This window comes from Pseudomonas fluorescens group sp. PF-1 (assembly GCF_054481335.1).
In genome coordinates, this window is sequence record NZ_JBTMNG010000001.1 from 2,850,152 (window position 1) to 2,875,786 (window position 25,635).

At 60.3% G+C, this 25,635-nt stretch carries 23 protein-coding genes; 11 read left to right on the top strand and 12 right to left on the bottom strand.

Annotated features, from left to right (window positions below; genetic code table 11):
* The first annotated feature begins 146 nt into the window (after positions 1 to 146).
* The 11 genes from ACX3YD_RS13725 to ACX3YD_RS13775 all read left to right on the top strand — a co-directional run bounded on the left by ACX3YD_RS13725 (position 147) and on the right by ACX3YD_RS13775 (position 9,421).
* Complete coding sequence (locus tag ACX3YD_RS13725) at positions 147 to 614, top strand: hypothetical protein (protein WP_458960270.1); 468 nt, start codon at positions 147 to 149, stop codon at positions 612 to 614.
* Positions 611 to 1,210 (top strand): hypothetical protein, encoded by a 600-nt coding sequence (locus tag ACX3YD_RS13730; protein WP_458960271.1) that lies wholly within the window; start codon positions 611 to 613, stop codon positions 1,208 to 1,210. Before ACX3YD_RS13725 ends, ACX3YD_RS13730 begins: the two co-directional genes overlap by 4 nt.
* A 225-nt stretch (positions 1,211 to 1,435) precedes the next feature.
* Positions 1,436 to 2,500, top strand: a complete 1,065-nt coding sequence (locus ACX3YD_RS13735) for a hypothetical protein (RefSeq protein WP_458960272.1) — start codon at positions 1,436 to 1,438, stop codon at positions 2,498 to 2,500.
* A 257-nt stretch (positions 2,501 to 2,757) separates the two neighbouring features.
* A complete protein-coding gene (locus tag ACX3YD_RS13740) occupies positions 2,758 to 3,606 on the top strand; it encodes a transporter substrate-binding domain-containing protein (RefSeq protein ID WP_458960273.1) in 849 nt (282 codons plus the stop codon).
* Between the two features lie 52 nt (positions 3,607 to 3,658).
* A complete protein-coding gene (locus ACX3YD_RS13745; protein ID WP_090462280.1) occupies positions 3,659 to 4,321 on the top strand; it encodes an amino acid ABC transporter permease in 663 nt (220 codons plus the stop codon).
* 8 nt (positions 4,322 to 4,329) lie between these two features.
* On the top strand, positions 4,330 to 4,992 hold the full coding sequence (locus ACX3YD_RS13750; RefSeq protein ID WP_047529742.1) for an amino acid ABC transporter permease: 663 nt from the start codon (positions 4,330 to 4,332) through the stop codon (positions 4,990 to 4,992).
* Positions 4,989 to 5,786, top strand: coding sequence for an amino acid ABC transporter ATP-binding protein (locus ACX3YD_RS13755; protein ID WP_458960274.1), 798 nt, complete (start codon positions 4,989 to 4,991; stop codon positions 5,784 to 5,786). Before ACX3YD_RS13750 ends, ACX3YD_RS13755 begins: the two co-directional genes overlap by 4 nt.
* 30 nt (positions 5,787 to 5,816) lie before the next feature.
* Positions 5,817 to 6,206: a RidA family protein gene (locus ACX3YD_RS13760; RefSeq protein ID WP_047529738.1), complete on the top strand. Its 390-nt coding sequence runs from the start codon at positions 5,817 to 5,819 to the stop codon at positions 6,204 to 6,206.
* Between the two features lie 141 nt (positions 6,207 to 6,347).
* The gene (locus ACX3YD_RS13765; RefSeq protein ID WP_090462272.1) at positions 6,348 to 7,112 is read left to right on the top strand and encodes an IclR family transcriptional regulator; all 765 of its coding nucleotides are present in this window, start codon (positions 6,348 to 6,350) and stop codon (positions 7,110 to 7,112) included.
* A gap of 39 nt (positions 7,113 to 7,151) precedes the next feature.
* Entirely contained in the window at positions 7,152 to 8,369 is a 1,218-nt protein-coding gene (locus ACX3YD_RS13770) for an amino acid deaminase (RefSeq protein ID WP_458960275.1), read from the top strand.
* Positions 8,370 to 8,485: 116 nt separating this feature from the next.
* Entirely contained in the window at positions 8,486 to 9,421 is a 936-nt protein-coding gene (locus ACX3YD_RS13775; RefSeq protein ID WP_458960276.1) for a sugar kinase, read from the top strand.
* A gap of 48 nt (positions 9,422 to 9,469) precedes the next feature.
* Here ACX3YD_RS13775 and ACX3YD_RS13780 read toward each other — a convergent pair whose 3' ends face one another.
* From ACX3YD_RS13780 to ACX3YD_RS13835, 12 genes are all read right to left on the bottom strand, one after another.
* Positions 9,470 to 9,745, bottom strand: a complete 276-nt coding sequence (locus tag ACX3YD_RS13780; protein ID WP_103406617.1) for a peptidylprolyl isomerase — start codon at positions 9,743 to 9,745, stop codon at positions 9,470 to 9,472.
* 65 nt (positions 9,746 to 9,810) lie between these two features.
* On the bottom strand, positions 9,811 to 12,348 hold the full coding sequence (locus ACX3YD_RS13785) for a hybrid sensor histidine kinase/response regulator (RefSeq protein WP_458960277.1): 2,538 nt from the start codon (positions 12,346 to 12,348) through the stop codon (positions 9,811 to 9,813).
* A gap of 287 nt (positions 12,349 to 12,635) precedes the next feature.
* Positions 12,636 to 14,591 carry an acetoacetate--CoA ligase gene (locus ACX3YD_RS13790; RefSeq protein WP_458960278.1) on the bottom strand — a complete coding sequence of 652 codons (1,956 nt, stop codon included), beginning with the start codon at positions 14,589 to 14,591 and terminating at the stop codon, positions 12,636 to 12,638.
* Positions 14,592 to 14,673: 82 nt separating this feature from the next.
* Positions 14,674 to 15,447, bottom strand: coding sequence for a 3-hydroxybutyrate dehydrogenase (locus ACX3YD_RS13795; RefSeq protein ID WP_103406615.1), 774 nt, complete (start codon positions 15,445 to 15,447; stop codon positions 14,674 to 14,676).
* A gap of 7 nt (positions 15,448 to 15,454) precedes the next feature.
* Complete coding sequence (locus ACX3YD_RS13800; protein WP_458960279.1) at positions 15,455 to 16,846, bottom strand: GntP family permease; 1,392 nt, start codon at positions 16,844 to 16,846, stop codon at positions 15,455 to 15,457.
* 287 nt (positions 16,847 to 17,133) lie between these two features.
* On the bottom strand, positions 17,134 to 18,549 hold the full coding sequence (locus tag ACX3YD_RS13805) for a sigma-54 interaction domain-containing protein (protein ID WP_103406614.1): 1,416 nt from the start codon (positions 18,547 to 18,549) through the stop codon (positions 17,134 to 17,136).
* Positions 18,550 to 18,684: 135 nt separating this feature from the next.
* Positions 18,685 to 20,262, bottom strand: coding sequence for an ABC transporter ATP-binding protein (locus ACX3YD_RS13810; protein WP_458960280.1), 1,578 nt, complete (start codon positions 20,260 to 20,262; stop codon positions 18,685 to 18,687).
* Positions 20,263 to 20,275: 13 nt separating this feature from the next.
* Positions 20,276 to 21,298, bottom strand: coding sequence for an ABC transporter permease (locus ACX3YD_RS13815; protein ID WP_047529717.1), 1,023 nt, complete (start codon positions 21,296 to 21,298; stop codon positions 20,276 to 20,278).
* Positions 21,298 to 22,359: a microcin C ABC transporter permease YejB gene (locus ACX3YD_RS13820; protein ID WP_103406612.1), complete on the bottom strand. Its 1,062-nt coding sequence runs from the start codon at positions 22,357 to 22,359 to the stop codon at positions 21,298 to 21,300. The genes ACX3YD_RS13815 and ACX3YD_RS13820 overlap by 1 nt, the downstream gene beginning before the upstream one ends.
* Positions 22,359 to 24,227, bottom strand: coding sequence for an extracellular solute-binding protein (locus tag ACX3YD_RS13825; protein ID WP_103406611.1), 1,869 nt, complete (start codon positions 24,225 to 24,227; stop codon positions 22,359 to 22,361). The genes ACX3YD_RS13820 and ACX3YD_RS13825 overlap by 1 nt, the downstream gene beginning before the upstream one ends.
* 134 nt (positions 24,228 to 24,361) lie before the next feature.
* Positions 24,362 to 24,643 carry a peptidylprolyl isomerase gene (locus ACX3YD_RS13830; protein ID WP_047529711.1) on the bottom strand — a complete coding sequence of 94 codons (282 nt, stop codon included), beginning with the start codon at positions 24,641 to 24,643 and terminating at the stop codon, positions 24,362 to 24,364.
* 106 nt (positions 24,644 to 24,749) lie between these two features.
* Complete coding sequence (locus ACX3YD_RS13835; RefSeq protein ID WP_047538744.1) at positions 24,750 to 25,631, bottom strand: esterase/lipase family protein; 882 nt, start codon at positions 25,629 to 25,631, stop codon at positions 24,750 to 24,752.
* Positions 25,632 to 25,635: the final 4 nt, after the last annotated feature.

The following is a 25,635-nucleotide window of genomic DNA, read 5'->3' on the forward strand; positions in this document are numbered from 1 at the left end:
GGACGCCTTATACGCTGGCATTTTTCTGCGCCACCACCGAAGGATGGGACGCCGTTTGATGCCGCCCACATAAAACCCAACTTCGGCAGTGAGGGCGAACTTTATTGGGCAGATGAGGTGACACATACATCACGAGGCACTAACAAATGACTCAGGAGTCGTATTACGCCAAGACGGCTTACGGGTTGACCGAGGTGCCCCAGCAAGAACGTTCTGCTGAGCGCTCATGGATCATGCGTTTTGCCAAGGCCAGATTGCCGTGGGGTGGTGCGAAGGACTTAACACCTGTAAGTGCTCTCGAAAAATTCTCTCCCAAGAAGCTTCGCTTGCATGAAGAATTCAAAAAGGAGCGTGAAGAGCAAATAGCCGCAGGAACCCATATTTCGAGCCCATTCGAACATATCGATTTCCACATCAGGGACGATCATGAATGTTTTAGATATGCACTTCTTCCTGCAAGCTCCCACTTCTGGCTATACATGAAGTCTTTCGGAAGAGTTATTTTTTTCCTGCTTTCCGCTGTCAGCGCCCCTATATTTTTTTTGGATGTTGCAACCGGGAAAATGCCTGTATGGGAATCAATAAAAAGTTGGTTTTTTGATTTTTTTCCTTGATTCTCGGCCTTCCACTTCTCTCCTGGGCCATCGGCTCATTCGTCATCAAGCACTTCCCCAACCTCTGGATAAAACCCTCCCGAGGCCCCATCTGGGAGCTCAACCGCCGCACCGGCCTGGTCACGGTCTTCGACTACAAAAACAACGGCGAATACAAAAAGAACGGCACCATCGGTGAACTCACCGCGCCGTTCTACGAGTTTGATGCCTACATCGCCACGTCCCCGGACAGTCAGGGCATGCCGTTGAACGTGCTTTACCTTGCCCATCGTTACCGCAACATCATGATCAACTTCGGCGCGCTGCTGTGCCCCGGCCCCGACGTTCAACCGCCTTGCGCCCTCTGGGATTTCATCCAGAACTACATGAACGTCAGTCGCCCGTTGCCGGACCTGCCGCAATACGAGGAATACCGCCACCTCGATCCCACCACCGCCGAATACGACCGCCTCACCGGCCGCAATCCGCGTTACTGGATCGACATGGATGATGCAACGTTCAAGCAAATCGTCAGCGAAATGCATCAGCGCGTCGATGAAATCGATACGTTCGAGCGGCCGAACTTGATGGCGGGATACGTGACCTATGTCGACTGAGCGACAAAAAATGTGCGTGTGCTGGCGGAAGGCACCAACCCTCAATTCATCCCTGATGCCAAACATGACTTCGGCGCCAGGACGCCTTTTACGCTGGCATTTTCCTGCGCCACCACCGAAGGACGGTACGCCGTTTGATGCCGCCCATATAAAACCCAACTTCGGCAGTGAGGGTGAACTGTTCTGGGCAGACGAAGTGACAAACAGATCGCGGAATACTGATTCATGAGCAATACATCGTATTACGCCAAGACTGCTTATGGAGCGACGGAGGTTCCCCAGCAAGAACGCTCTACTGAGCGCTCATGGATCATGCGGTTTGCCAAGGTCAGACTACCTTGGGGAAACACCGATGAAGTAACGCCCGTCAGTTTTGTGGAGGATTACTCGCCACGAGATCTTCGAAATCAGGAGCAACTGAAGAGAGAGCGTGAAGAGAAAATAGCCGAAGGTATCTATACTCCGAGCCCATTCGAGCATATTGATTTTCACGTGAGGGATAACCACGAAAGCCTTAGGCATGCACGTCTTCCTGCAAGCTCTAACTTTTGGCTATATATGAGACTTTTTGGCAAGTGGTTTTTTTTACTGATCTTTATTGCCAGTCTGCCAGGTCACTTCGTGATGACTTCCACAATGGCGGAAACATTTTGGGAACTAACAAAGCGTTCAATAATAGAGTATTACTCCTGGGTTCTCGGCCTACCACTTCTCTGCTGGGCCATCGGTTCATTCGTCATCAAACACTTCCCCAACCTCTGGATAAAACCCTCCCGAGGCCCCATCTGGGAACTCAATCGCCGCACCGGCCTGGTCACGGTCTTCGACTACAAAAACAACGGCGAATACAAAAAGAACGGCACCATCGGTGAACTCACCGCGCCGTTCTACGAGTTTGATGCCTACATCGCCACGTCCCCGGACAGTCAGGGCATGCCGTTGAACGTGCTTTACCTCGCCCATCGCTACCGCAACATCATGATCAACTTCGGCGCGCTGCTGTGCCCCGGCCCCGACTTTCAACCGCCTTGCGCCCTGTGGGATTTCATCCAGAACTACATGAACGTCAGTCGCCCGTTGCCGGACCTGCCGCAATACGAGGAATACCGCCACCTCGATCCCACCACCGCCGAATACGACCGCCTCACCGGCCGCAATCCGCGTTACTGGATCGACATGGATGATGCAACGTTCAAGCAAATCGTGAATGACATGCACCAACGAGTCGAGGATATCGATACGTTCGAGCGGCCGAACTTGATGGCGGGATACGTGACCTATGTCGATTGAGCGGGGGCGGCGAGCGGTTGGAGAGACGGTGCACCAATTGTGATCCTGCTACCCGTCCTTTGTAGCCAACGGTAGCGTTCGCCAATTGTTCCTTTCGTAACAGGTTTTCCCGGTTTTTACGCATCCTTCTGATTCGAAACACTTTTCGATCTCCCCAGCATTCTGCGCACAACCTGTGGCACACTTTCTGCTGTCTATTCCGTTGTTACATACCATGTTCCGGTATAGCGGAATAACCATCATCTGGAGTGCTTGCCATGCATCGCCGTCCTTCCTTGTTCAAAGCGTGTGTTTTTCTTTTCGCAGCGTCTGCTGCTGCCGTGGGCGTGGCCCAGGCAGCCGACAGCAAGCTCGATAGCGTTCTGGCCCGCGGCAAACTGATTGTGGGCACCGGCAGTACCAACGCGCCGTGGCACTTCCAGGGGGCGGATGGCAAGTTGCAGGGTTTCGATATTGACATCGGGCACATGATCGCCAAGGGCTTGTTCAATGATCCGAGCAAGGTTGAGTACGTGGTGCAGTCGTCCGATGCGCGGATTCCCAACCTGCTGACCGACAAGGTCGATATCAGTTGCCAGTTCATCACCGTGACCGCCAGCCGTGCGCAGCAAGTGGCGTTCACGCTGCCGTACTACCGCGAAGGTGTTGGCCTGTTGTTGCCGGCGAACAGCAAGTACAAGGAAATCGATGACATGAAAGCCGCCGGTGACAGCCTTACCGTGGCGGTGCTGCAAAACGTCTATGCCGAAGAGTTGGTGCATCAGGCATTGCCCAAGGCCAAAGTCGATCAGTATGACAGCGTGGACCTGATGTATCAGGCGGTGAACTCGGGCCGTGCCGACGCGGCAGCCACCGACCAGTCCTCGGTGAAATACCTGATGGTGCAAAACCCCGGTCGCTACCGTAGCCCGGCCTACGCCTGGAGCCCGCAGACTTACGCTTGCGCGGTTAAACGCGGCGATCAGGACTGGCTGAACTTCGTCAACACAACCCTGCATGAAGCCATGACTGGCGTTGAGTTCCCGGCTTACGCGGCGTCGTTCAAGCAGTGGTTCGGTGTCGAGCTGCCGACGCCTGCCATCGGTTTCCCCGTCGAATTCAAATGACCCCGTGAGAGCGGGGCGCTGATAAATCGCCCCGCTCAAGGTACTGCCAATCATGAACTATCAGTTGAATTTTGCCGCCGTGTGGCGCGATTTCGACACCTTGCTGGCGGGGCTTGGTCTGGGCCTCGAGCTGGCGTTGGTGTCGATCGCCATCGGCTGCGTGATCGGCCTGATGATGGCGTTTGCTTTGCTGTCGAAGCACCGCGCATTACGGGTGCTGGCGTCGGTGTATGTGACGGTGATCCGCAACACGCCGATTCTGGTGTTGATTCTGTTGATCTACTTTGCGCTGCCGGGTCTGGGCATCCGGCTGGACAAGATTCCCTCGTTCATCATCACCCTGTCGCTGTATGCCGGGGCGTACCTGACCGAAGTGTTCCGTGGCGGTTTGCTGAGCATCCCCAAGGGGCAGCGTGAAGCAGGGTTGGCGATCGGCCTGGGCGAGTGGCAGGTCAAGGCTTATGTCACCGTGCCGGTGATGTTGCGCAATGTGTTGCCGGCCTTGTCGAACAACTTCATTTCGCTGTTCAAGGACACTTCGCTGGCCGCAGCGATTGCCGTGCCGGAGCTGACCTATTACGCGCGCAAGATCAATGTCGAGAGCTACCGGGTGATCGAAACCTGGCTGGTGACCACGGCGCTGTATGTCGCGGCCTGTTACCTCATTGCCATGCTGCTGCGTTACCTCGAGCAGCGTCTGGCGATCCGCCGATAGGAGGCCCCATGTACGAATCCCCCAGTTGGTTGCATGAGTTGTGGGTCGCCCGGGAAGTGCTGTGGCAAGGCTTTCTGACCAGTGTTCAGGTGTCGGCCCTGGCGATCTTGCTCGGCACCGTGGTCGGTGTATTTGCCGGTCTGGTGTTGACCTACGGCAAGTTCTGGATGCGCGCGCCGTTTCGTTTCTACGTGGACGTGATTCGCGGCACCCCGGTGTTTGTGCTGGTGCTGGCCTGCTTCTACATGGCGCCGGCGCTGGGCTGGCAGATCAGCGCGTTTCAGGCCGGTGCATTGGGCCTGACGCTGTTTTGCGGTTCCCACGTCGCCGAGATCGTGCGCGGTGCGTTGCAGGCGTTGCCCCGTGGGCAGATGGAAGCGAGCAAGGCCATCGGCCTGACGTTCTATCAGGCCCTCGGTTACGTGCTATTGCCCCAGGCACTGCGGCAGATCTTGCCGACCTGGGTCAACTCGTCCACCGAGATCGTCAAGGCTTCGACACTGCTGTCGGTGATTGGCGTGGCCGAATTGCTGCTCAGCACCCAGCAGATCATCGCCCGGACCTTCATGACCCTGGAGTTTTACCTGTTCGCCGGTTTTCTGTTTTTTGTCATCAACTACGGCATCGAATTACTCGGCCGGCACATTGAAAAGCGGGTGGCCCTGCCATGACACAAGTACAACCATCCAACGTCCCGAGCGGACAGCCTCTGCTGGACATTCACGGCCTGCATAAACAATACGGCCCGCTGGAAGTGCTCAAGGGCGTCGACCTGACTCTGCAGCGCGGCAACGTCGTCACGCTGATCGGCTCCAGCGGCTCGGGCAAGACCACGCTGCTGCGTTGCGTGAACATGCTCGAAGAGTTTCAGGGCGGGCAGATCATGCTCGACGGCGAATCCATCGGGTACGACGAGGTCAACGGCAAACGCATCCGCCACTCGGAAAAGGTCATTGCCCGCCATCGCGCCATGACCGGCATGGCGTTCCAGCAATTCAACCTGTTCCCGCACCTCACCGCGTTGCAGAACGTCACCCTGGGTTTGCTCAAGGTGAAAAAACTGCACAAGGACGAGGCCGTGGCGCTGGCGGAAAAATGGCTGGAGCGCGTCGGTTTGCTGGAACGTCGCGATCACTATCCTGGCCAGTTGTCCGGCGGTCAGCAGCAGCGCGTGGCGATTGCCCGGGCGATTGCAATGAACCCGAGCCTGATGCTGTTCGATGAAGTGACCTCGGCACTGGACCCGGAACTGGTCGGCGAAGTACTGAACGTGATCAAGGGCCTGGCCGAAGACGGGATGACCATGCTGCTGGTGACCCACGAAATGCGTTTCGCTTTTGAAGTCTCGGACAAAATCGTGTTCATGAATCAGGGGCGTATCGAAGAGCAGGGGCCGCCCAAGGAACTGTTCGAGCGCCCGAAATCGCCACGACTGGCGGAGTTCCTCAAGAACACGCGGTTTTAAACATTCGATTTTCAATCAGGAGAAACACTCATGAGCATTACTCGTTACGGCACCGGCAGCACCGCCGCTGGCGGTCAGCCTCGCCCTTTCGCCCGCGCCGTTGAAGCCGATGGCTGGCTGCACGTTTCCGGGCAGGTGCCGGCGGTGGATGGCGAGATCATCACGGGCGGCATCGTCGAACAGACCCACCAGACCATGAAGAACCTGATCGCGATTCTGCAAGAGGCCGGTTATGGCCTGGAAGATGTGGTGCGTGCTGGCGTGTGGCTGGAGGATCCGCGGGATTTCACCAGTTTCAACAAGGTCTTCTCCGAGTACTTCAAACCCGAACACGCCCCGGCCCGGGCCTGCGTACAGGCGAACATGATGGTCGACTGCAAGGTCGAGATCGACTGCATCGCGTACAAGAAAAAGGCCTGAACCGAGGTGGCTCCATCGCTAGCAGGCTAGCTCCCACAGGAACGCCTTCCACATGTGGGAGCTAGCCTGCTAGCGAGGACGGCCTTACGGTCGCCGCCGCACTCTAGGTAAACTCCCGGCACTTTTATGGGAATCACTGACATGACCGAAGACACCATCAAACGCCGGGCGCGCGGTCTGGACCGGGCGTTCGACATCCTCGATTTCCTCAAGGAGATCGGCCAGCCCTTGCGCCCGAACGAAATCGCCAGCGGCATCGGTAGCCCGAAATCCACGGTCTACGAACTGGTGGCCTCGTTGCTGGAACGACGGATTCTGGAGCCGGTGGGCAAGGACGGTCACGTTTACCTCGGGCGTCAGCTGTACTTTCTCGGGCAGGCGCATCTGCGTCATTTCGACCTGTCCCGCGAGGCCGATCACGCCTTGCAGGAGATCGTCAGCCAGACCCACGAAACCGCGCAGATGTGCCTGCTCAACGGGCGCAAGTACACCGTGGCGCTGATGAAGGAGGGCGAGCGGCATTTCCGCATTTCCTCGGACATCGGCGAAAACGCCCCGATCCCCTGGACCGCATCCGGGCGCTTGCTGCTGGCGCACCTGAGCGACCAGGCAATCATCGACCTGATCGACCATGACGACTTCATCCTGCCCGATGGCGAGCGCCTGCCGCTGGAGCAGTTTCTCAAGGAAATCCGTCAGGCCGGCATCGATGGCTTTTTCTCCTTCGACAGCGTCGCCGACACCTTTACGCATTGCTTCGCCGCCCCGGTCAAAGACCCCGGCGGCGTGGCCATCGCGACCCTGTGCATCGTCGCCCCCCGGGCCGATGCCAAGAAAAATTACAACGACTACCGCCGGGTGCTGATCGACAGCGCCAACAGCCTGGCCCGTCGCATCAACGAATAACAGCGGCTGCCTACGGCCGCGAATGTGAGGAGTTCGACCATGACTACTGCCGAAAATACTGCTGCCGTGGAAAAGGGTTTTGCCCGGACGGGCGCCAGTCTTGTCCGTGACGTCAGCCTGCCGGCGCTGGTGCTGCATCGTGAAGCGCTGGAGCACAACATTCGCTGGATGCAGGATTTCGTCAGCAACAGCGGCGCCGAACTCGCGCCCCACGGCAAGACCAGCATGACCCCGGCGCTGTTTCGCCGGCAGCTTGACGCCGGTGCCTGGGGCATTACCCTGGCCAGCGCGACGCAAACCCGCGCGGCCTATGCCCATGGCGTGCGTCGGGTGTTGATGGCCAACCAACTGGTCGGCACGCCGAACATGGCGCTGATCGCCGATTTGCTGGCCGATCCGACGTTCGACTTCTACTGCATGGTCGATCACCCGGACAACGTTGCCGACCTCGGCGCGTATTTCGCCTCGCGTGGTGTGCGCCTGAACGTGATGATTGAGTACGGCGTGGTCGGCGGCCGTTGTGGCTGTCGCAGCGAACAGGAAGTGCTCGACCTGGCCAAAGCCATCGCCGCGCAACCGGCGCTGGCCCTGACCGGGATCGAGGGCTATGAAGGGGTGATTCATGGTGATCACGCCATCAGTGGCATTCGCGCATTTGCCGGCTCCCTGGTGCGCCTGGCGGTGCAACTGCAGGACAGCGCTGCGTTCGCGATTGCCAAGCCGATCATCACTGCTTCGGGCTCGGCCTGGTATGACCTGATTGCCGAGGAGTTCGAAGCGCAGAACGCTGCAGGACGGTTCCTCAGCGTGTTGCGTCCAGGCAGTTATGTCGCGCACGACCATGGCATCTACAAGGAGGCGCAATGCTGCGTGCTCGACCGCCGCAGCGACTTGCACGAAGGGTTGCGCCCGGCGCTGGAAGTCTGGGCGCACGTGCAGTCGTTGCCGGAGCCGGGCTTTGCGGTGATTGCCCTGGGCAAGCGTGACGTGGCGTACGACGCCGGTTTGCCGGTGCCGTTGCTGCGTTACAAGGCCGGCGTGGTGCCGGCCAAAGGTGACGACGTGAGTGCCTGCAAAGTGACAGCGGTGATGGACCAGCACGCGTTCATGACCGTGGCGCCGGGTGTCGAGTTGCGTGTGGGCGACATCATTTCGTTCGGCACCTCGCACCCATGCCTGACATTCGACAAGTGGCGTACGGGGTGCCTGGTGGATGAGCAATTGAACGTCATCGAAACCATGGAAACCTGTTTCTAAGTTCAGAACCGACTCGTGGCCATCGCGAGCAAGCTTGCTCCCACCCCGGAAGGACTTCTCCTGTGGGGGCGAGCGCGTCCGCCCAGACAACAAAGAACACCGGAGCCCCCACAACCATGAGCACCCTCAACACCCTGGGCCCCCATACCCCGCGCATTGCCTTGATCGGCGAATGCATGATCGAGCTGCAGCACCATGCCGACGGCAGCCTGCGCCAGAGCTTCGGTGGCGATACCTTGAACACCGCGGTGTACCTGTCCCGAGAGCTGGGCAGCGCGGGCGCGGTGGACTACGTCACGGCCCTGGGCGATGACAGTTTCAGTGATGCCATGTGCCAGGGCTGGGCCGAAGAAAACATTGGCCTGGGCATGGTGCAGCGCCTGCCCGGACGTTTGCCGGGGCTGTATTGCATCCAGACCGACGCCGCTGGCGAGCGTCGTTTCCTTTACTGGCGCAATGAAGCAGCGGTGCGCGATTGCTTCACTACGCCGGCCGCCGCGCCGATTCTGGCGGCGCTGCCGGACTACGACGTACTGTATTTCAGCGGTATTACCCTGGCGGTACTGGGCGTGAAGGGCCGGGAAAAGTTGCTGGAAACCTTGATCGAGGCCCGCCAGCGCGATGCGCGAATCGTCTTCGACAATAACTACCGGCCACGGCTGTGGGCCTCGGTCGAGGAGGCGCGGGCGGCTTACCGCAGCGTGCTGCCTTATGTCGACCTGGCGTTGTTGACCGTCGATGACGAACAGGCGTTGTTCCATTTCTCCGATTGCGCGGCGGTGTTTGGCGCTTACGAGCAGATCGGCACGCCCGAAGTGGTGCTCAAGCGTGGCGCCGAGGCTTGCCTGATTCGGTGTGAGGGTGAGTCGTTCGAAGTGCCGGCACAGAAAGTCGAGCGTGTGGTGGACACCACGGCGGCGGGGGATTCGTTCAGTGCGGCGTACCTGGCTGCGCGGCTCAAGGGCGCAAGCCCGGTCGAGGCGGCGGAGGCGGGGCACCGGTTGGCGAGTCGGGTGATTCAGGTGCCGGGGGCGCTCATTCCCAGAGCTTGAAAGGCATGCCCTGTGGTGAGGGCGCAAGCTCCCTCACCACAGGGAGCTTCAATCCCGGTAAAACACCTGCACCAGGTGATAGCCGAACTTGCTCTTGATCGGTCCATGCACCACCCGCAGCGGTTTCTTGAAAATCACCGCATCGATGGCGCCGACCATCTGCCCCGGCCGCACTTCGCCCAGGTCTCCGCCGCGTTTGCCGGACGGGCAGGTGGAGTACTTCTTGGCCAGCACATCGAAGGCTTCGCCCTTGGCGATGCGTAGTTTGAGCTGCTCGGCTTCTTCCGAGGTTTTCACCAGAATATGGCGGGCTTGAGCTTTCATGGAGCGGGTACCTGGCAACGGTGGTGGCATGGAGGGTGATGCGGGGCGCGCGATTATGCCCTAACTCACTGCGGTTGGCCGATCATCGTGCGAATCTTGTTGGCCAACAGATCAATGGAAAACGGTTTGGCCACCATGTCCATGCCTTCCTCAAGAAAACCCTGACGCTCGGCGGCTTTTTCCGCGTAACCGGTCATGAACAGCACTTTGAGCTCAGGTCGGTGCTGACGGGCAATTTCCGCCAGTTGCCGGCCATTCATGCCGGGCAACCCGACATCCGTCACCAGCAAGTCGACCCGCAGTCCGGATTCGAGCAGGGGCAGGGCGCTCTTCGCGTCTTCGGCTTCGTAGGCGTGATAACCCAGCTCCTTGAGCAGGTCGAACACCAGCATGCGTACGGCCGGGTCGTCTTCCACCAGGACCACGGTTTCACCGGCAATGGCCGAGGGCGCCTCGCTGATGACCGGCGATAACACGTCTTGCGGTTCAACGCCGTGCAGGCGCGGCAGGTACAAGCGCACGTTGGTGCCCTGGCCAGGCATGCTGAACAGGGTCACATGGCCACCGGACTGCTGGGCGAAACCATAAATCATCGACAGACCCAGGCCGGTGCCCTGGCCGATGGGTTTGGTGGTGAAGAACGGATCGAAGGCCTTGGCCAGGATCTTCGGTGTCATGCCCGTGCCGTTGTCGCTGACGGCGATCATCAGGTAATCCCCGGCCTTGACCGGTTCCAGGGTGGTGATGTCGCTGCCGTCGAGGTAGACGTTGGCGGTTTCAATGCACAACTCGCCACCATCGGGCATGGCGTCCCGGGCGTTGATCACCAGATTGAGCAGGGCGTTTTCCAGTTGGCTGACGTCAGTGCTGACCGTCCAGACGTCCTTGGCCAGGCGCAGTTTGAGCGCGATATGGTCGCCCTTGGTGCGGCGGAACAGGTCTTCGAGGGAGTGAATCAGGTCGTTGGGATTCAGCGGTTTGCGATCCAGCGACTGACGCCTGGAGAACGCCAGCAGACGATGGGTCAGGGCGGCGGCGCGGTTGGCCGAGGACACCGCTGCCTCGGTGAAACGGGCAATTTCGGCGGCGCGGCCGTCGGCGATGTAGCGTTGCATCAGGTCGAGGCTGCCGATAATCCCCGTGAGCATGTTGTTGAAGTCATGGGCAATGCCGCCGGTGAGCTGGCCTACCGCTTCCATTTTCTGTGCATGGCGCAGGGCTTCTTCGGCGCGCTCGCGTTCGAACATCTCGTTGAGCAGCTTTTCGTTGGCTTCGGCCAGTTGCCGGGTTCGGGCGCTAACCCGTTCTTCGAGGGTTTCATTGAGGTTGCGCAGCGCTTCTTCGGTTTGTTTACGCTCGGTTTCGTCGATCACGAAGATGTAGAAACCGTTCACCGCGCCGTCTGCACCGTGGCGCGGCAAATAGTTCATCAGTGCGTGACGGATGCTGCCGTCACGGTGCGGCGTCTTGATGCTGAAACAGCAGGGCCTGCCGGACAGGGCTTCGGCGATGTACCCGGCGCGCAAGGCGTAGGCCTCGTCGCCCAACACCTCTCGAACGGTCCGGCCGTAGAGCTCCTGGGGTGTCAGGCCGTACCAGTCCAGATACGCGGCGTTGTTCAGGCGAAAACGCTCCTCGCGGTCGACGTAGCTGATCAGGATCGGCATGGCGTTGATGATCAGTTGCAGCTCGGTCTGGCTCTGGCGCAGGGCCTGCTCGGTGTTTTTGCGCTCGGTGATGTCCAGGGCGGCGCCCAGGAAGCGGATGGGCCGACCATGGTGGTCCTTGTAGCAACGACCGCGGGCAAACACCCAACGTAACTCGCCATCGGGTTGCAGCAAGCGGTATTCCTCGGCGTACTCGGTGCCATGGGCGATGCAATGCTTGATGCTGCGGGCGATCAGGGCGCGGTCTTCCGGGTGCACGCTGTGAAGGTACTCGGTGATCGGCAATTGGCTGGCCATGGCCGGGTCGATGCCATGCAATTGGGCGAAATAGGCATCAGCCAGGAAGCGGTCCTCGCTGATGTCCCAGTCCCAGGTGCCGACCGTGTCGGTGGCGGCGAGGGCCAGTTGCAGGCGTTCCTCGGTATCTTGTTGAGCCTTGAGGCTGGCGGCGGAACGCTGTTCCAGTTCGAGGGCGATTCGACGGCGTTCATTGGTTTCGATGGCGGTGACCAGAATCCCGGCCACCTCGGCGCTTTCGTCGCAAATGGGGCTATAGGTCAGGTCGAGCCAGAAGTCGGAATCCTTGCCGTCGCGCTGCAGGGTGAAGCGTTGTTCGCTGTAGGTCCGCACTTGCCCTTGCAGGACGGCTTTGTAAATCGGATCGGTAAAGTCCTTTAACTCTGGCCAGACAAGGTGTGTCGGCTGTCCGAAAGCGTGCGGGTGCTTGCTGCCGGCGAGCAGGGCGAAGCCGTCGTTGTAGATCTGCGTCAGCTGCTCGCCCCAGAGCAACAGCATCGGCATCGGTGAATGAATCACAATGTCCACGGCGGTTCGCAGGCTCTGCGGCCAGGTGCTGGCCGAGCCCAGCGGGCTGCTTTCCCAGTCCAGTCTGGCAATCAGGGCCTGGGCATCGCTGCCGGTCGGTGAGGCGTTCATCTAGGTGTCCTGCATCAAATCGGTATGACGGCGTCTACTCGCTGGCTGAGCGGCAAACGCTGGATGACCCGGCATTTCGGTGGCCCGGGCCATTTTATTCATTGAATGCTTCGCAGGTGTTTTTTGCTATGGGCATCAACGCGTATTAAGACAACTGGCCAATCTGTACGCGAATTTAGCATCTGACAAGCAAACCCTGTGGGAGCGGGCTTGCCCGCGATGAGGGTGGCACCGTCAACATTGACGTACCGTCATCGCGATCAGGCTCGCTCCTGCAGTGGAATACTTTAATCCCGCAGCTCCGGGCGGTCGCGAAATTGCTCCAGTGCCTCGGGATTGGCCAGCGCATCGGTATTCTTCACTTTTTGCCCATGCACGACATTGCGCACTGCCAATTCGACGATTTTGCCGCTGATGGTCCGGGGGATGTCCGTGACCGCGACGATCTTTACCGGCACATGGCGCGGCGTGGTGTTGGCGCGAATGGTCTGGCGAATCTGTTGTTGCAGTGTTTCATCCAGTTCAACGCCTTCACGCAGCCGTACGAACAGGACCACCCGCACATCATCCTGCCACTGCTGACCGATGGCCACGCAGTCGAGCACTGACGGGACTTTTTCCACCTGGCGGTAGATTTCCGCCGTGCCAATACGCACGCCGCCGGGGTTGAGCACCGCGTCGGAGCGGCCATGGATCATCATCGCGCCGTGGGGCAGTTGTTCAGCGTAGTCACCCTGGGCCCAGACCCCAGGGAACTGGCTGAAATACGACGCCCGCAGCTTTTCGCCGTCGGGGTCGCTCCACAAGCCGATGGGCATCGCCGGGAAGTGCCGCGTACACACCAGCTCGCCTTTTTCGCCAATGACCGGTTGGCCGTCCTCGTTCCACACTTCAACCGCCATGCCCAAGCTTTTGCCTTGCATTTCACCGCGACGCACCGGTTGCAACGGGTTGCCGTTGACAAAGCAGGAGACGATATCGGTGCCGCCCGACATCGAGGCCAGGCACACGTCAGCCTTGAGGTCGCGATAGACGTAGTCGTAACTCTGCGGTGAAAGCGCGGAGCCGGTGCACAGCAGGGTTTTCAGGCTGCTCAAGTCATGGCTTTGCCGGGGTTTGACGCCGTTGGCTTCCAGGGTGGCGAGGTACTTGGGGCTGGTGCCGAACACACTGATGCGCTCGTCGTCGATCAGGTCGATCAAGCGTTCGGGAGCGGGATGAAACGGTGAGCCGTCGTACAGCACCACGGCACTGCCCACCGCCAGCGCCGAGACCAGCCAGTTCCACATCATCCAGCCGCAGGTGGTGTAGTAGAACAGGCGTTCGCCGGGGCCCAGATCGCTGTGCAAGCCGTGCTCTTTCACGTGTTGCAGCAACACGCCCCCGGTGCTGTGGATGATGCATTTGGGCACGCCGGTGGTGCCGCTTGAATAGAGGATATAGAGCGGATGGGCGAAGGGCACGGGGACGAAATCCGGCTCGCCGCCGGGGTCGTAGAAGTCGTCCCACAGCGTCACATTGGCCGCTGTGCGGAAGTCTTCGATGCGGGCCTGCGGCCGCGCGTAGGGCACGACGATCAACTGTTGCAGCGTTGGCAGGCGTTCGAGGATTTCGTTGACCTTGACGGTCTGGTCGATTTCCTTGCCGGCATAGCGATAGCCAGCGCAGGTGAGCAGCACTTTCGGCTCGATCTGGCCGAAACGGTCGATCACGCCTTGGGTGCCGAAGTCCGGCGAAGAACAGGACCAGATCGCCCCCAGGCTGGTGGTGGCGAGCATCGCCACCAATGTTTGCCAGGTATTGGGCATGCACGCGGCCACCCGGTCGCCGAGGCCGACACCGGCGGCGATCAGGCTGTTTTGACAACCGGCGACATGCTCGGCCAGTTCGCCCCAGGTCAAGTGTTCACGCTGTCCGTTTTCGCCCACGGCCACCACGGCCACGGCATCGTCGCGGCGGCGCAACAGGTGTTCGGCGAAGTTCAGGGTGGCGCCGGGGAACCACTGGGCGCTGGGCATTTGCGGGCCTTCCATCAGCACCGCGTCGGGTTGCTGATGGAAGCGGATATCGAAGAAGTCGACGATGGCCTGCCAGAAATCCACGCGTTGATCGATGGACCATTGGTGCAGGGCAGGGTAGTCATCGATGTGCAGGTGGTGTCGCTGATTGATGAAGCGCCGAAAGGCCTCCATGCGGGTCTTGCCGATGCGTTCGGCGCTGGGTTGCCAGAGGATGTCGGACATGGCTTGCCTCTTCTTATTCATAAGTTCAAGCGGGCATTTGTGGTGAGGGGCAAGTCCTCTCGCCACAAGGGTTTAGCGGTGCTTACTGTGCCAACCATCCACCATCAATGTTCCACGCCGCGCCGCGCACCTGGCTGCCAGCTTCGCTGCACAGGAACAGCACCAGTTCCCCCAGTTGCGGCGGTGTCACGAATTCCAGCGACGGTTGCTTCTCGGCCAGCAGATCATGTTGCGCCTGCTGCGGGTCGATCCCGGTAGCGGCGCGGTCATCGATCTGCTTCTGCACCAGCGGTGTCAACACCCAGCCGGGGCAAATGGCGTTGCAGGTGATTTGGGTGGTTGCGGTTTCCAGCGCGACCACTTTGGTCAAACCGATCACTCCGTGCTTGGCCGCGACATAAGCCGCCTTGCCCACCGAGCCGACCAGGCCATGCACCGAAGCAATGTTGATCACCCGACCCCAGCCCTTGGCGCGCATGCCCGGCAGGCTCAGGCGAGTGCTGTGGAACACCGACGACAGGTTAATCGCGATGATCGAATCCCAGCGCTCCACCGGGAACTCCTCCACCGGCGCTACGTACTGGATGCCGGCGTTGTTGACCAGAATGTCGATGCCACCGAACTCGCGCTCGGCATAGGCGATCATCTCGGCGATCTGTGCCGGGTCGCTGACATCGGCCGGGTGATGACCGACCTTGCCGCCGTACTGCGCCACTTCGGCAATCACCGTGGAGGCATCGCCGAAGCCGTTGAGGATCAGGTTGGCCCCAGCCTTGGCCAGGCTGAGGGCAATGCCCAGGCCAATGCCGCTGGTGGAGCCGGTAACCAGTGCGGTCTTGCCCGAAAGAGTCGTCATGAATACCTCACACAATGCCAGTGGCGTAGAAAGTGCCGATCACCACGAAAACCGCCAGGGTCTTGATCAGCGTAATACAGAAAATGTCTTTGTAAGCCTCGCGGTGTGTCAGGCCGGTGACCGCGAGCAGGGTGATCACCGCACCGTTGTGCGGCAGGGTGTCCATGCCGCCACTGGCCATCGCGGCTACACGGTGCAGCACTTCCAGCGGGATATTGGCCGCATGGGCCGCGGCGATGAATTGTTCGGACATGGCCGCCAACGCGATGCTCATGCCACCCGAAGCCGAACCGGTGATACCGGCCAGCAGGGTCACGGTGATCGCTTCGTTGACCAACGGGTTGGGAATGCTCTTGAGCCAGTCGGCCAGGACCAGGAAGCCGGGCAGGGATGCGATGACCGCACCGAAGCCGTATTCCGACGCGGTGTTCATCGCCGCCAGCAACGCACCGCTGACCGCGCTTTTGCTGCCTTCGGCGAGTTTGCTGCGAATCGCCTGGAACCCGAATGCGAGCACCATGAGGATGCCCACCAGCAGCGCCGCCTGTACCGCCCAGATCGCCGTGAGTTTGGCGATGTCGGTGGTCACAGGCGCCGCCATGCCCGGCAGCGCGAGGCTGTGGGTCTTGCCGTACCACTGTGGAATCCACTGGGTGAACAGCAGGTTCATGATGCCCACGGCCAGCAGCGGCGACAGGGCGATCCACGGGTTGGGCAGCTTGATGTCGGCGGCGGTTTCTGGCTCGTTGCGCAGTTCGGTGCCATAACCTTCACCCGCGCGTTGGGCCTTGTTGCGCTGGCGCTGCAGGAACAGCATGCCGGTGCAGAACACAAAGATCGTGCCGATCACGCCCAGCCATGGCGCGGCCCAGGCCGTGGTGTTGAAGAAGGTGCTGGGAATGATGTTCTGGATCTGTGGAGTGCCGGGCAAGGCGTCCATCGTGAAGGAGAACGCGCCGAGGGCAATCGTCGCTGGAATCAGGCGCTTGGGGATGTTGCTCTGGCGGAACATTTCAGCGGCAAACGGGTACACCGCGAACACCACCACAAACAGCGAGACGCCACCGTAAGTCAGCAGGGCGCATACCAGCACGATCACCAGCATCGCCTGGCGGGTGCCGAGCAAGCGAATGGCGGCGGCGACGATCGAGCGCGAGAAACCCGACAGCTCGATCAGCTTGCCGAACACGGCACCGAGCAGGAACACCGGGAAATACAGTTTGATGAAGCCGACCATTTTCTCCATGAACACGCCGGTAAACGCAGGCGCAACAGCAGAGGGGTCGGTGAGCAGAACGGCGCCGAGGGCGGCGATCGGGGCAAAAAGGATAACGCTGTAGCCACGGTAAGCAGCCAGCATCAACAGCGCGAGGGCTGCCAAGGCAATGATCACACTCATGGTGTGTCTCCTGGGTTGTTATTTTTCTAGGGTGGATCTTTTGTAGGAGAGCGCTATAGCGAATTGTGTGCCAGATGGTTAAGTGACTGAAATATAAGGGAATATTTAGATTTTCTTGGGGTGAGTCCAGGCTTTTGTCTCTATATTGAGACTTTTTTTGCTGGGCCAGCCTCATCGCGAGCAGGCTCGCTCCTACAGTTGATTGCGTTTTTTGCAATCGATCCAGTAAATCTGTGGGAGCGAGCTTGCTCGCGATGGTCTGTCTATCAATGGAGATCAATGTCTCTTTATGGAGACTCTGCAATTCCCAGCGCCAGCATCTTCTTGTACAGCGTCGACCGACCCAGCCCCAGCCGCGCCGCCGCTTCAACCACCTTGCCCCCGCATTGCGCCAGGGTGGTTTCGATCAATTGCCGATCGAAGCGTGCCCGGGCAGCACTGAAGGTCTCGTGCTCCAGCGGTTCGACGGGCAGCGGTGCCATGCGCTCCACGGGTGTAAAGGTCCCGATGGCCGCGCGGATATCCGCCACCGTGAGCCGCAGGTCATCACTGAGCAACGCCGCCCGTTCCAGCACGTTGCGCAGTTCGCGAATATTCCCCGGCCAGGCATGCTGCCCCAGCAGCCCCAGTGCCTCGCCGTTGAGTTCGTGCTGGCTGCGCAGCTCTTCAAGGATCGCTTCGCTGAGGGCGGGCAGGTCGTCGAGGCGGTCGCGCAGTGGCGGAACCTGAATGGGCAGGACGTTGAGGCGGTAGTACAAGTCGGCGCGAAATTCGCCGCGTTTGATCGCGGCTTCCAGATCGGTTGAAGTCGCGGCGATCACCCGCACATCGCTCTGGATCACGTCGTTGGAACCCACCGGTTCGAATTCCTTTTCCTGCAACACCCGCAGTAATTTGCTTTGCAGCGGCAGGGGCATGTCACCGATCTCGTCGAGAAACAGCGTCCCGCCCTGGGCGATCTGCAATTTGCCGGCGCGGGCCTTGCGGTCGGCACCGGTAAAGGCGCCGGGTGCGGTGCCGAAGAATTCGGCTTCCAGCAGCGATTCGGGGATCGCTGCGCTGTTGATGCTGACAAACGCCTTGAGCGCGCGCGGCGAAGCATTGTGGATCGCCTGGGCCAGCAGTTCCTTGCCGGTGCCGGTTTCACCGAGCAGCAGCACGGGTGAGTCGGTACTGGCACTGCGGCGAGCACGGCGTTTGACTTCCAGGCTGGCGGCGCTGGTGCCGATGAAATGGGCGAAGTTGTATTTGGTCTGCCGCGCCCGCAACAGCGAGCGGGTCGATGCCAGCTCTTCCTGCATGCTCATGTAGCGTTTGAGCATCGGCGACAGGCTGCGCAATTCGTCGAACAGGGCAAAGCCGATGGCGCCGATCACTTCGCCGGCATCGTCGTGAATCGGCAGGCGCATGACCACCAGCGGTTCCTTGGGGGTGTCCTGCATGTCGAGCAAAATCGGGCGCCCGGTGCGTACCACTTCGCGCAACAGGCTGCCGGGAATCACGCTTTCGCAGGCCTTGCCGATCGCGCTTTGCGCCGATTGCAGGCCGAAACGCTTGGCGTAGCGCTCGTTCATCCACACGATATTGGCGTCGCGGTCGACAATCACCGTGCCCTCGCTCGACTGCTCGATGATCTCGAACAATGAGCGGATCGCCAGCAGGCGTACGCGCTGGTAGTCCTTGAGGCTTTCGGTGGTGTTCATGAGGGTTGATCCTGATTAAGTGTTGCCTGTGCCGGCCTTATCGCGGGCAAGCCCGCTCCCACATTGAAATGCATTCTCCTGTGGGAGCGAGCCTGCTCGCGATGGCCGCGACGCGGTTCAGCGGCATGCGCCGGATTATGACGCCCCCGGATGCGCCGCGGCCAACAGCTCCTTGGTGTACGGGTGCTGCGGCGAATCGAAGACGTCGTGGCTGGCGCCGCTCTCGACCACCTTGCCGTCCTTGACCACGATCATGTCGTGCGCCAGGGCGCGGACCACGGCCAGGTCATGGCTGATGAACAGATAAGTCAGGCCATGTTTTTCCTGAAGCTGGCGCAGCAGGGCCACGACTTGCTTTTGCACGGTGCGGTCAAGGGCCGAGGTCGGTTCGTCGAGCAGGATCAACGCCGGTTTCAGCACCAGCGCCCGGGCGATGGCAATGCGTTGGCGTTGGCCACCGGAAAACTCATGGGGATAGCGGTGGCGGCTCTGCGGGTCGAGGCCGACTTCTTGCAGTGCCCGTATCACTTCGGCGTCGCACTCGTCGGGGCTCAACTGGCTATGGACTTCCAGGCCTTCGCTGATGATCTGTGCCACGGACATTCGTGGGCTGAGACTGCCGAAGGGGTCCTGGAACACCACCTGCATCTTCTTGCGCCACGGCCGCAGCTGTTTCTGCGTCAGGCCATTCAATGCGTGACCCTGGAAGCGAATACTGCCCTCGGAATCAAGCAGGCGCAGGATGGCCTGGCCGAGGGTGGACTTGCCGGAGCCGGATTCGCCAACGATACCCAGGGTCTTTCCCCGCTGCACATTCAGGCTGATGCCATCCACGGCCTTCAGGTAAGTCTTGCGCTGAAACAGGCCGCCACCGACGGCAAACTGCACCCGCAGATCCTCCACCTCCAGGACTTTCTCCCGTTCGTCCCGGGGCAGGGCTTCGCCTTCCGGTTCGGCATTGAGCAGGATGCAGCTGTAAGGGTGCTTCGGTTCGGTGAACAGCGTTTCGCAGGGCGCCTGCTCGACGATTTCGCCGGCCTTCATCACGCACACCCGCTGGGCGATGCTGCGCACCAGATTGAGGTCGTGACTGATCAGCAGCAACGACATGCCCAGTCGTTGTTGCAGGGATTTGAGCAGCAGCAGGATCTTGCGCTGCACGGTCACATCCAGGGCCGTGGTGGGTTCGTCGGCAATCAGCAATTCGGGTTCGCAGGCCAGGGCCATGGCGATCATCACCCGCTGGCGCTGGCCGCCGGACAGTTGATGGGGATAAGCCTTGAGCCGCTCCTTGGGTTTCTGGATGCCGACCAGATGCAGCAACTCCAGAATCCGCGTTTGCGCCACCTTGCCCGCCAGGCCCTTGTGCACCAGCAAGGTCTCGCCGATCTGCTTTTCGATGCTGTGCAGCGGATTGAGCGAGGTCATCGGCTCCTGAAAGATCATCGCGATCCGGTTGCCGCGCAGTTCGCGCAATACGCTGGACGGAGCGCCGAGCAGTTCGCGGCCGCGATAGCGAATGCTGCCATGGCTTTCGGTGCCGACGTCGGGCAGCAGTTGCAGGATCGAGTGGGCGGTCACCGATTTGCCAGAGCCGGACTCGCCCACCAATGCCAGGCATTCGCCGGGGCGGATGTCCAGGCACAGATTGCGCACCACGGTCTCGCCACTGAAGGCCACGCTGAGGTCACGGATTTCGATCAGGTTGGTCATATCAATATCCGCATCAGGATCGGGGATCGAAGGCGTCGCGCAACGCTTCGCCAATGAACACCAGTAACGAAAGAATCAGCGCCAGGGTGAAAAACGCCGTCAGCCCCAGCCAGGGCGCTTGCAGGTTCTGTTTGCCCTGAGCGATCAGCTCACCCAGGGATGCGCTGCCGGCGGGCATGCCGAATCCGAGGAAGTCCAGCGCGGTAAGGGTGGAAATGGCCCCGGTGAGAATGAACGGCAGGTAGCTCAATGTCGCGTTCATGGCGTTGGGCAGGATATGCCGCACGATCACCTTGCGATCGCTCAGGCCCAGCGCGCGGGCAGCCTTGACGTATTCAAGGTTGCGTCCACGCAGGAACTCGGCGCGCACCACATCCACCAGGGCCAGCCAGGAAAACAGCGCCATGATCCCCAGCAGCCACCAGAAATTCGGTTCGACGAAGCCCGACAGAATGATCAGCAGGTACAGCACCGGCAGCCCGGACCAGACCTCCAGCAGCCGCTGACCGATGAGGTCGACCCAGCCGCCGTAATAGCCTTGCAGGGCGCCGGCAGCGATGCCGATCAGCGCGCTGACGAAGGTCAGCATCAAGGCAAACAGAATCGACACCCGTGCGCCGAAAATCACCCTTGCCAACACGTCCCGCGCCTGGTCGTCGGTGCCCAGCCAGTTCACGCTAGAAGGCGGGCTCGGGGACGGTTTGTTCAGGTCATAGTTCGGCGTGTCGTCACTGAACGGAATGGGCGGGAACAGCAGCCAGCCTCCGTCCTTCTTGATCAGGTTTTGCACGTAGTCGCTGCGGTAGTCGGCCTGGAACGGCAGTTGCCCGCCGAACGCCTGCTCGGTGTAGCGCTTGAGGGCAGGGAAATACAACGAGCCCTGGTAGCTGACGATCAGTGGCTTGTCATTGGCGATCAGTTCGCCGCCCAGGGTCAGCATGAACAGACCGACAAACAGCCACAGCGACCACCAGCCACGGCGGTTTTTCTTGAAGCGTTCGAAGCGGCGACGGCCCAACGGCGAAAGCTTGAACATCAGGCGTTCCTCGCGGCGAAGTCGATACGCGGGTCGACCAGGGTGTAGCACAGGTCACCCACGAGTTTTATCAGCAGCCCGAACAAGGTGAAGATAAACAGCGATCCGAACACCACCGGATAGTCCCGCGACACCGCCGCTTCGTAACTCATGCGGCCCAGGCCGTCGAGGGAGAAAATCACCTCGATCAACAGCGAACCGGCAAAAAACACGCTGATAAATGCCTGGGGAATCCCCGACACCACCAGCAGCATTGCATTGCGGAACACGTGGCCATACAGCACGCGGCGTTCGCTCAAGCCCTTGGCGCGGGCGGTGACCACGTACTGGCGGGTGATTTCATTGAGGAACGAGTTCTTGGTCAGGATCGTCAAGGTCGCGAACCCACCGATCACCAGCGCCGTCACCGGCAGCACGAGGTGCCAGAAGTAGTCGACGACCTTGCCCAGGGTCGACAGTGACTCGAAGTTGTCCGAGACCAGCCCGCGCACCGGGAACCAGTTCAGCGACGTACCCCCGGCGAACACCACGATCAGGAACATCGCGAACAGGAACGCCGGCATCGCATAGCCGATGATGATCGCGGTGCTGCTCCAGATATCGAAATGGCTGCCGTGGTGCACGGCCTTGCGGATGCCCAGCGGGATCGACACCAGATAAGTGATCAGCGTCGCCCAAAGCCCGAGGGAAATGGTCACTGGCATTTTTTCCAGGATCAGGTCGGTGACGGTGGCGCCACGGAAGAAGCTCTTGCCGAAGTCCAGGCGCGCGTAGCTGGTGAGCATCAGCCAAAGGCGTTCGTGGGCCGGCTTGTCGAACCCGTACTGTTTTTCGATGTCCTTGATCAGTTGCGGGTCGAGGCCGCGGCTGGCCCGGGAGCTGCCGCTCACGGCTTCGCTGGCGCCACCGCCGACACTCACCCCGCCGATGCCTTGCAAGTGGGCGATGGCCTGTTCCACCGGCCCGCCCGGTGCGGCCTGGACGATCACGAAGTTGACGAGGAGGATGATCACCAGCGTCGGAATGATCAGCAGCAGGCGCCGCAGAATGTAAGTCCACATCAGTGCGGTCCTCCGGGTCTGCCACGGCGGATGCGCTCGGCGGTCATTTCCTGGTTGGTCAAGGGCGTGGTGCTCATTTCCCACCAGCTTTCGATGGCTTCGTCATTGCTCGCTTGCACATCGGGCATGCCAAAGCGATTCCACCACACGGTGGAGGTGCCCGGCGGGTAGTAGTTGGGAATCCAGTAGTAGTTCCACTGCAACACCCGGTCCAGGGCGTGGGCGTAGCGCAACATGTCCGCCTGGGTGTTGGCGCGCACCAGTCCCTTGATCAGGGTATCGACGGCCGGATTCTTCAGGGCCATGTAATTGTTGGAGCCTGGGTCAGTGGCCGCCTCCGAACCGAAATAGTTGAGCAGTTCGCCCCCCGGAGACGTGGTGACCGGGTAGCCGGTGACGATCATGTCGTAGTCGCGGCTCATCAGACGATTGACGTACTGCGAGGAATCGATGCGGCGGATGTTCATGTCGATGCCGATCTGTTTCAGGGTGCGCTTGTAGGGCAGCAGCAATCGGTCCAGGCCGTTCTGGCTGACCAGGAAAGTGAAGCTCAGCGGATCTCCGTCGGCGTTGACCAACTGATCGCCATCCGGTTTCCAGCCGGCCTGTTCCAACAGGTCCAGGGCCTGCAACTGCTTGTCGCGGATCACGCCACTGCCATCGGTTTTGGGGGCTTCGAACACAGTGGTGAATACTTCGTCGGGAACTTGTCCGCGAAGCGGTTCAAGAATCGCTCGCTCGCCGGCATCCGGCAGTTGCCGGGCAGCGAGGTCGGTGTTGGAAAAGAAACTTTGCTGGCGGATGTACATGTTGCGCATCATCTGCCGGTTGCTCCATTCGAAATCCCAGAGCATGGCCAGTGCCTGACGCACGCGGCGATCCTGGAACATGGGCTTTTGCAGGTTGAACACAAAACCCTGGCTCGGTTGCGGCGCTTCGGTCGCCAAATGCGCTTTTTGCAGTCGACCGTCGCTCAGGGCCGGGCTTTCATAACCGATGGAGTAACCGGTGGCGGAAAACTCGCGGTTGTAATCATAGGCACCCCCGCGCAGCACCTGGCGTGCCACGTCGGTATCGCCGAAGTACTCGATGCTGAAATGATCGAAGTTGTAGAGACCGCGGCTAACCGGCAGGTCCTTGCCCCACCAGTCGGGATCGCGCTCGAAGGTGATGCTGCGCCCGGAGTCGACCTTGCTGACCTTGTAGGGCCCGCTGCCCAGTGGGGGTTCGTAACCGCCGCCACCGGCGAAGTCGCGGGTCTTCCACCAGTGTTCGGGAAACACCGGCAGCGTCGCGATGTCCAGCGGCAGGGTGCGGTTTTCGTTGGTCTTGAAGTCGAAGCGAATGGTCAATGGCGCCTCGACTTCGACGCCTTTGACGTCAGCGAATTGAGTGCGATAGCGCAGACTGCCCTGGGTCATCAATAGATCGAAGGTGTAGCGCACGTCTTCGGCGGTGATCGGCTTGCCGTCGGCGAAACGCGCCTTGGGGTTCAGGTAGAAGCGCAGTGACAGGCCGTCATCGGAGCGTTCCATCTGCCGCGCCACCAGGCCGTACACGGTATAGGGCTCATCCAGCGAGCGCTGGGCCAGCGGCGAGTAGATCAGGCCGTCAATCTGCGAGACGCCAATGCCTTTGTCGATATATGGCAATACATGATCGAAGTGCCCGATTTCGATCGCCGAACGGCGCATGGTGCCACCTTTGGGGGCTTGCGGGTTGGTGTAGGCGAAATGGCTGAATCCGGCAGGGTATTTGGCCGGTTCGCCGTAGACGGTCAACGCGTGTTGTGGTGCGGCATTCACACCAGCGGCACCTAACAGCAGGGCCACGGCAGTGAATAACAAAGTCGGGAAAGCCAGTCGCATTGTCAGCCTTAGAGCCGGGTGGTCGTTAACGACAATTTGTACGCTAGCGGCGCGTCCCTCGCCAGCCTATTGCGTATCTGAAACGCAACGGCCCACCAAAAGGCGGGCCGTTGCGCGCAAAACACAGGCGTCGATCAGTCCTGACGGCTGGTCACTTCCAGCAGGTGGTAACCGAACTGGGTCTTGACCGGACCTTGCACCACGTTGATCGGTGCGCTGAACACTACGGTGTCGAATTCCTTGACCATCTGGCCCGGACCGAACGAACCCAGGTCACCGCCCTGGCGGCTGGAAGGGCAGGTGGAGTTGGCTTTTGCGATTTCGGCGAAATCTGCGCCAGCCTCGATCTGGGCCTTGAGTTCGTTGCACTTGGCTTCGCTGGCAACAAGGATGTGGCGGGCAGTGGCTTTAGCCATGGGAAATACTCCTTTCAATATTCGGCAAAGTGCTGAGCCTACCGGATTCGGTGGGCTATTTCTCCTCAAAGTTCCGTTCCATATGGCCTGAACAGTGCGAGTCTTATCAGAGACCGGCTTTTTTCAGGCGTTCGGCATGCCGCACATACAGGTCGATCGGGTCGACTTTTTTGGCAAATTGAACGGCTGGCGCCTGGAGTGTGCCGAGATGATCGAGTGCATAGTCGGACCGGATGACAGTGCCCAGATGGGAACTGTATCGACCGACCATGCCATCGTTCTGCTGCGCTTCAGTGGTGAAATATTGGGAAAATGCACGCAAAAAGCCATGCAGCGGATCCAGTGCCTCCAGCCCTTCGTCCAGAATGCTGGCCTGCAGGATGCCGCTCCAGGAGTAATAACGAACGCCGTTGACCAGTTCCCGCCCTTTGCCACCCCAGGTTTCCGGTAGCCCTTGAGGGTACTTGTCGTTGAAGAGGCTAACGCCCTCGGTGCTCAGGGCGTTCAGCGCGGCGATGGCATTTTGTGGCAGATGACGATGACCGCTGAGTAACGAGAGGAAGTCTGCGAACAGGGTCGCGACCGTTTCCGCCACGTGTTCCGGCAGACCTCCGGGCGTCAGCGCCTTGCGCAGGAAGTCAGCCAGTTCCGAGCCATGGTTCGGCCCGCTGACAGACGTTACTGAGGCCACGCACTGTGGCGCAACCGCTCCCGCATACCGGGCGGCGAGTGCACCCTGGCTATGACCGATCAGGTTGACTTTATTCGCGCCGGTCCCTTCCAGAACCCGTTCGATCTGAGCCAGTAGCTGCTCGCCCCGGGTTTCGTTGCTGTGGGTCGCCGACAGGTGAGGCACGAACACCCTGGCACCCGCACTGCGCAGCGCCTGTTTGATGTCGTGGAAGAGCTCGAAGGTGCCGATACGGTCAAAACCGAAAAGCCCGTGGACCAGCAGGATTGGATATTGAGTGTTTGCATTCCGTTGCATGTTC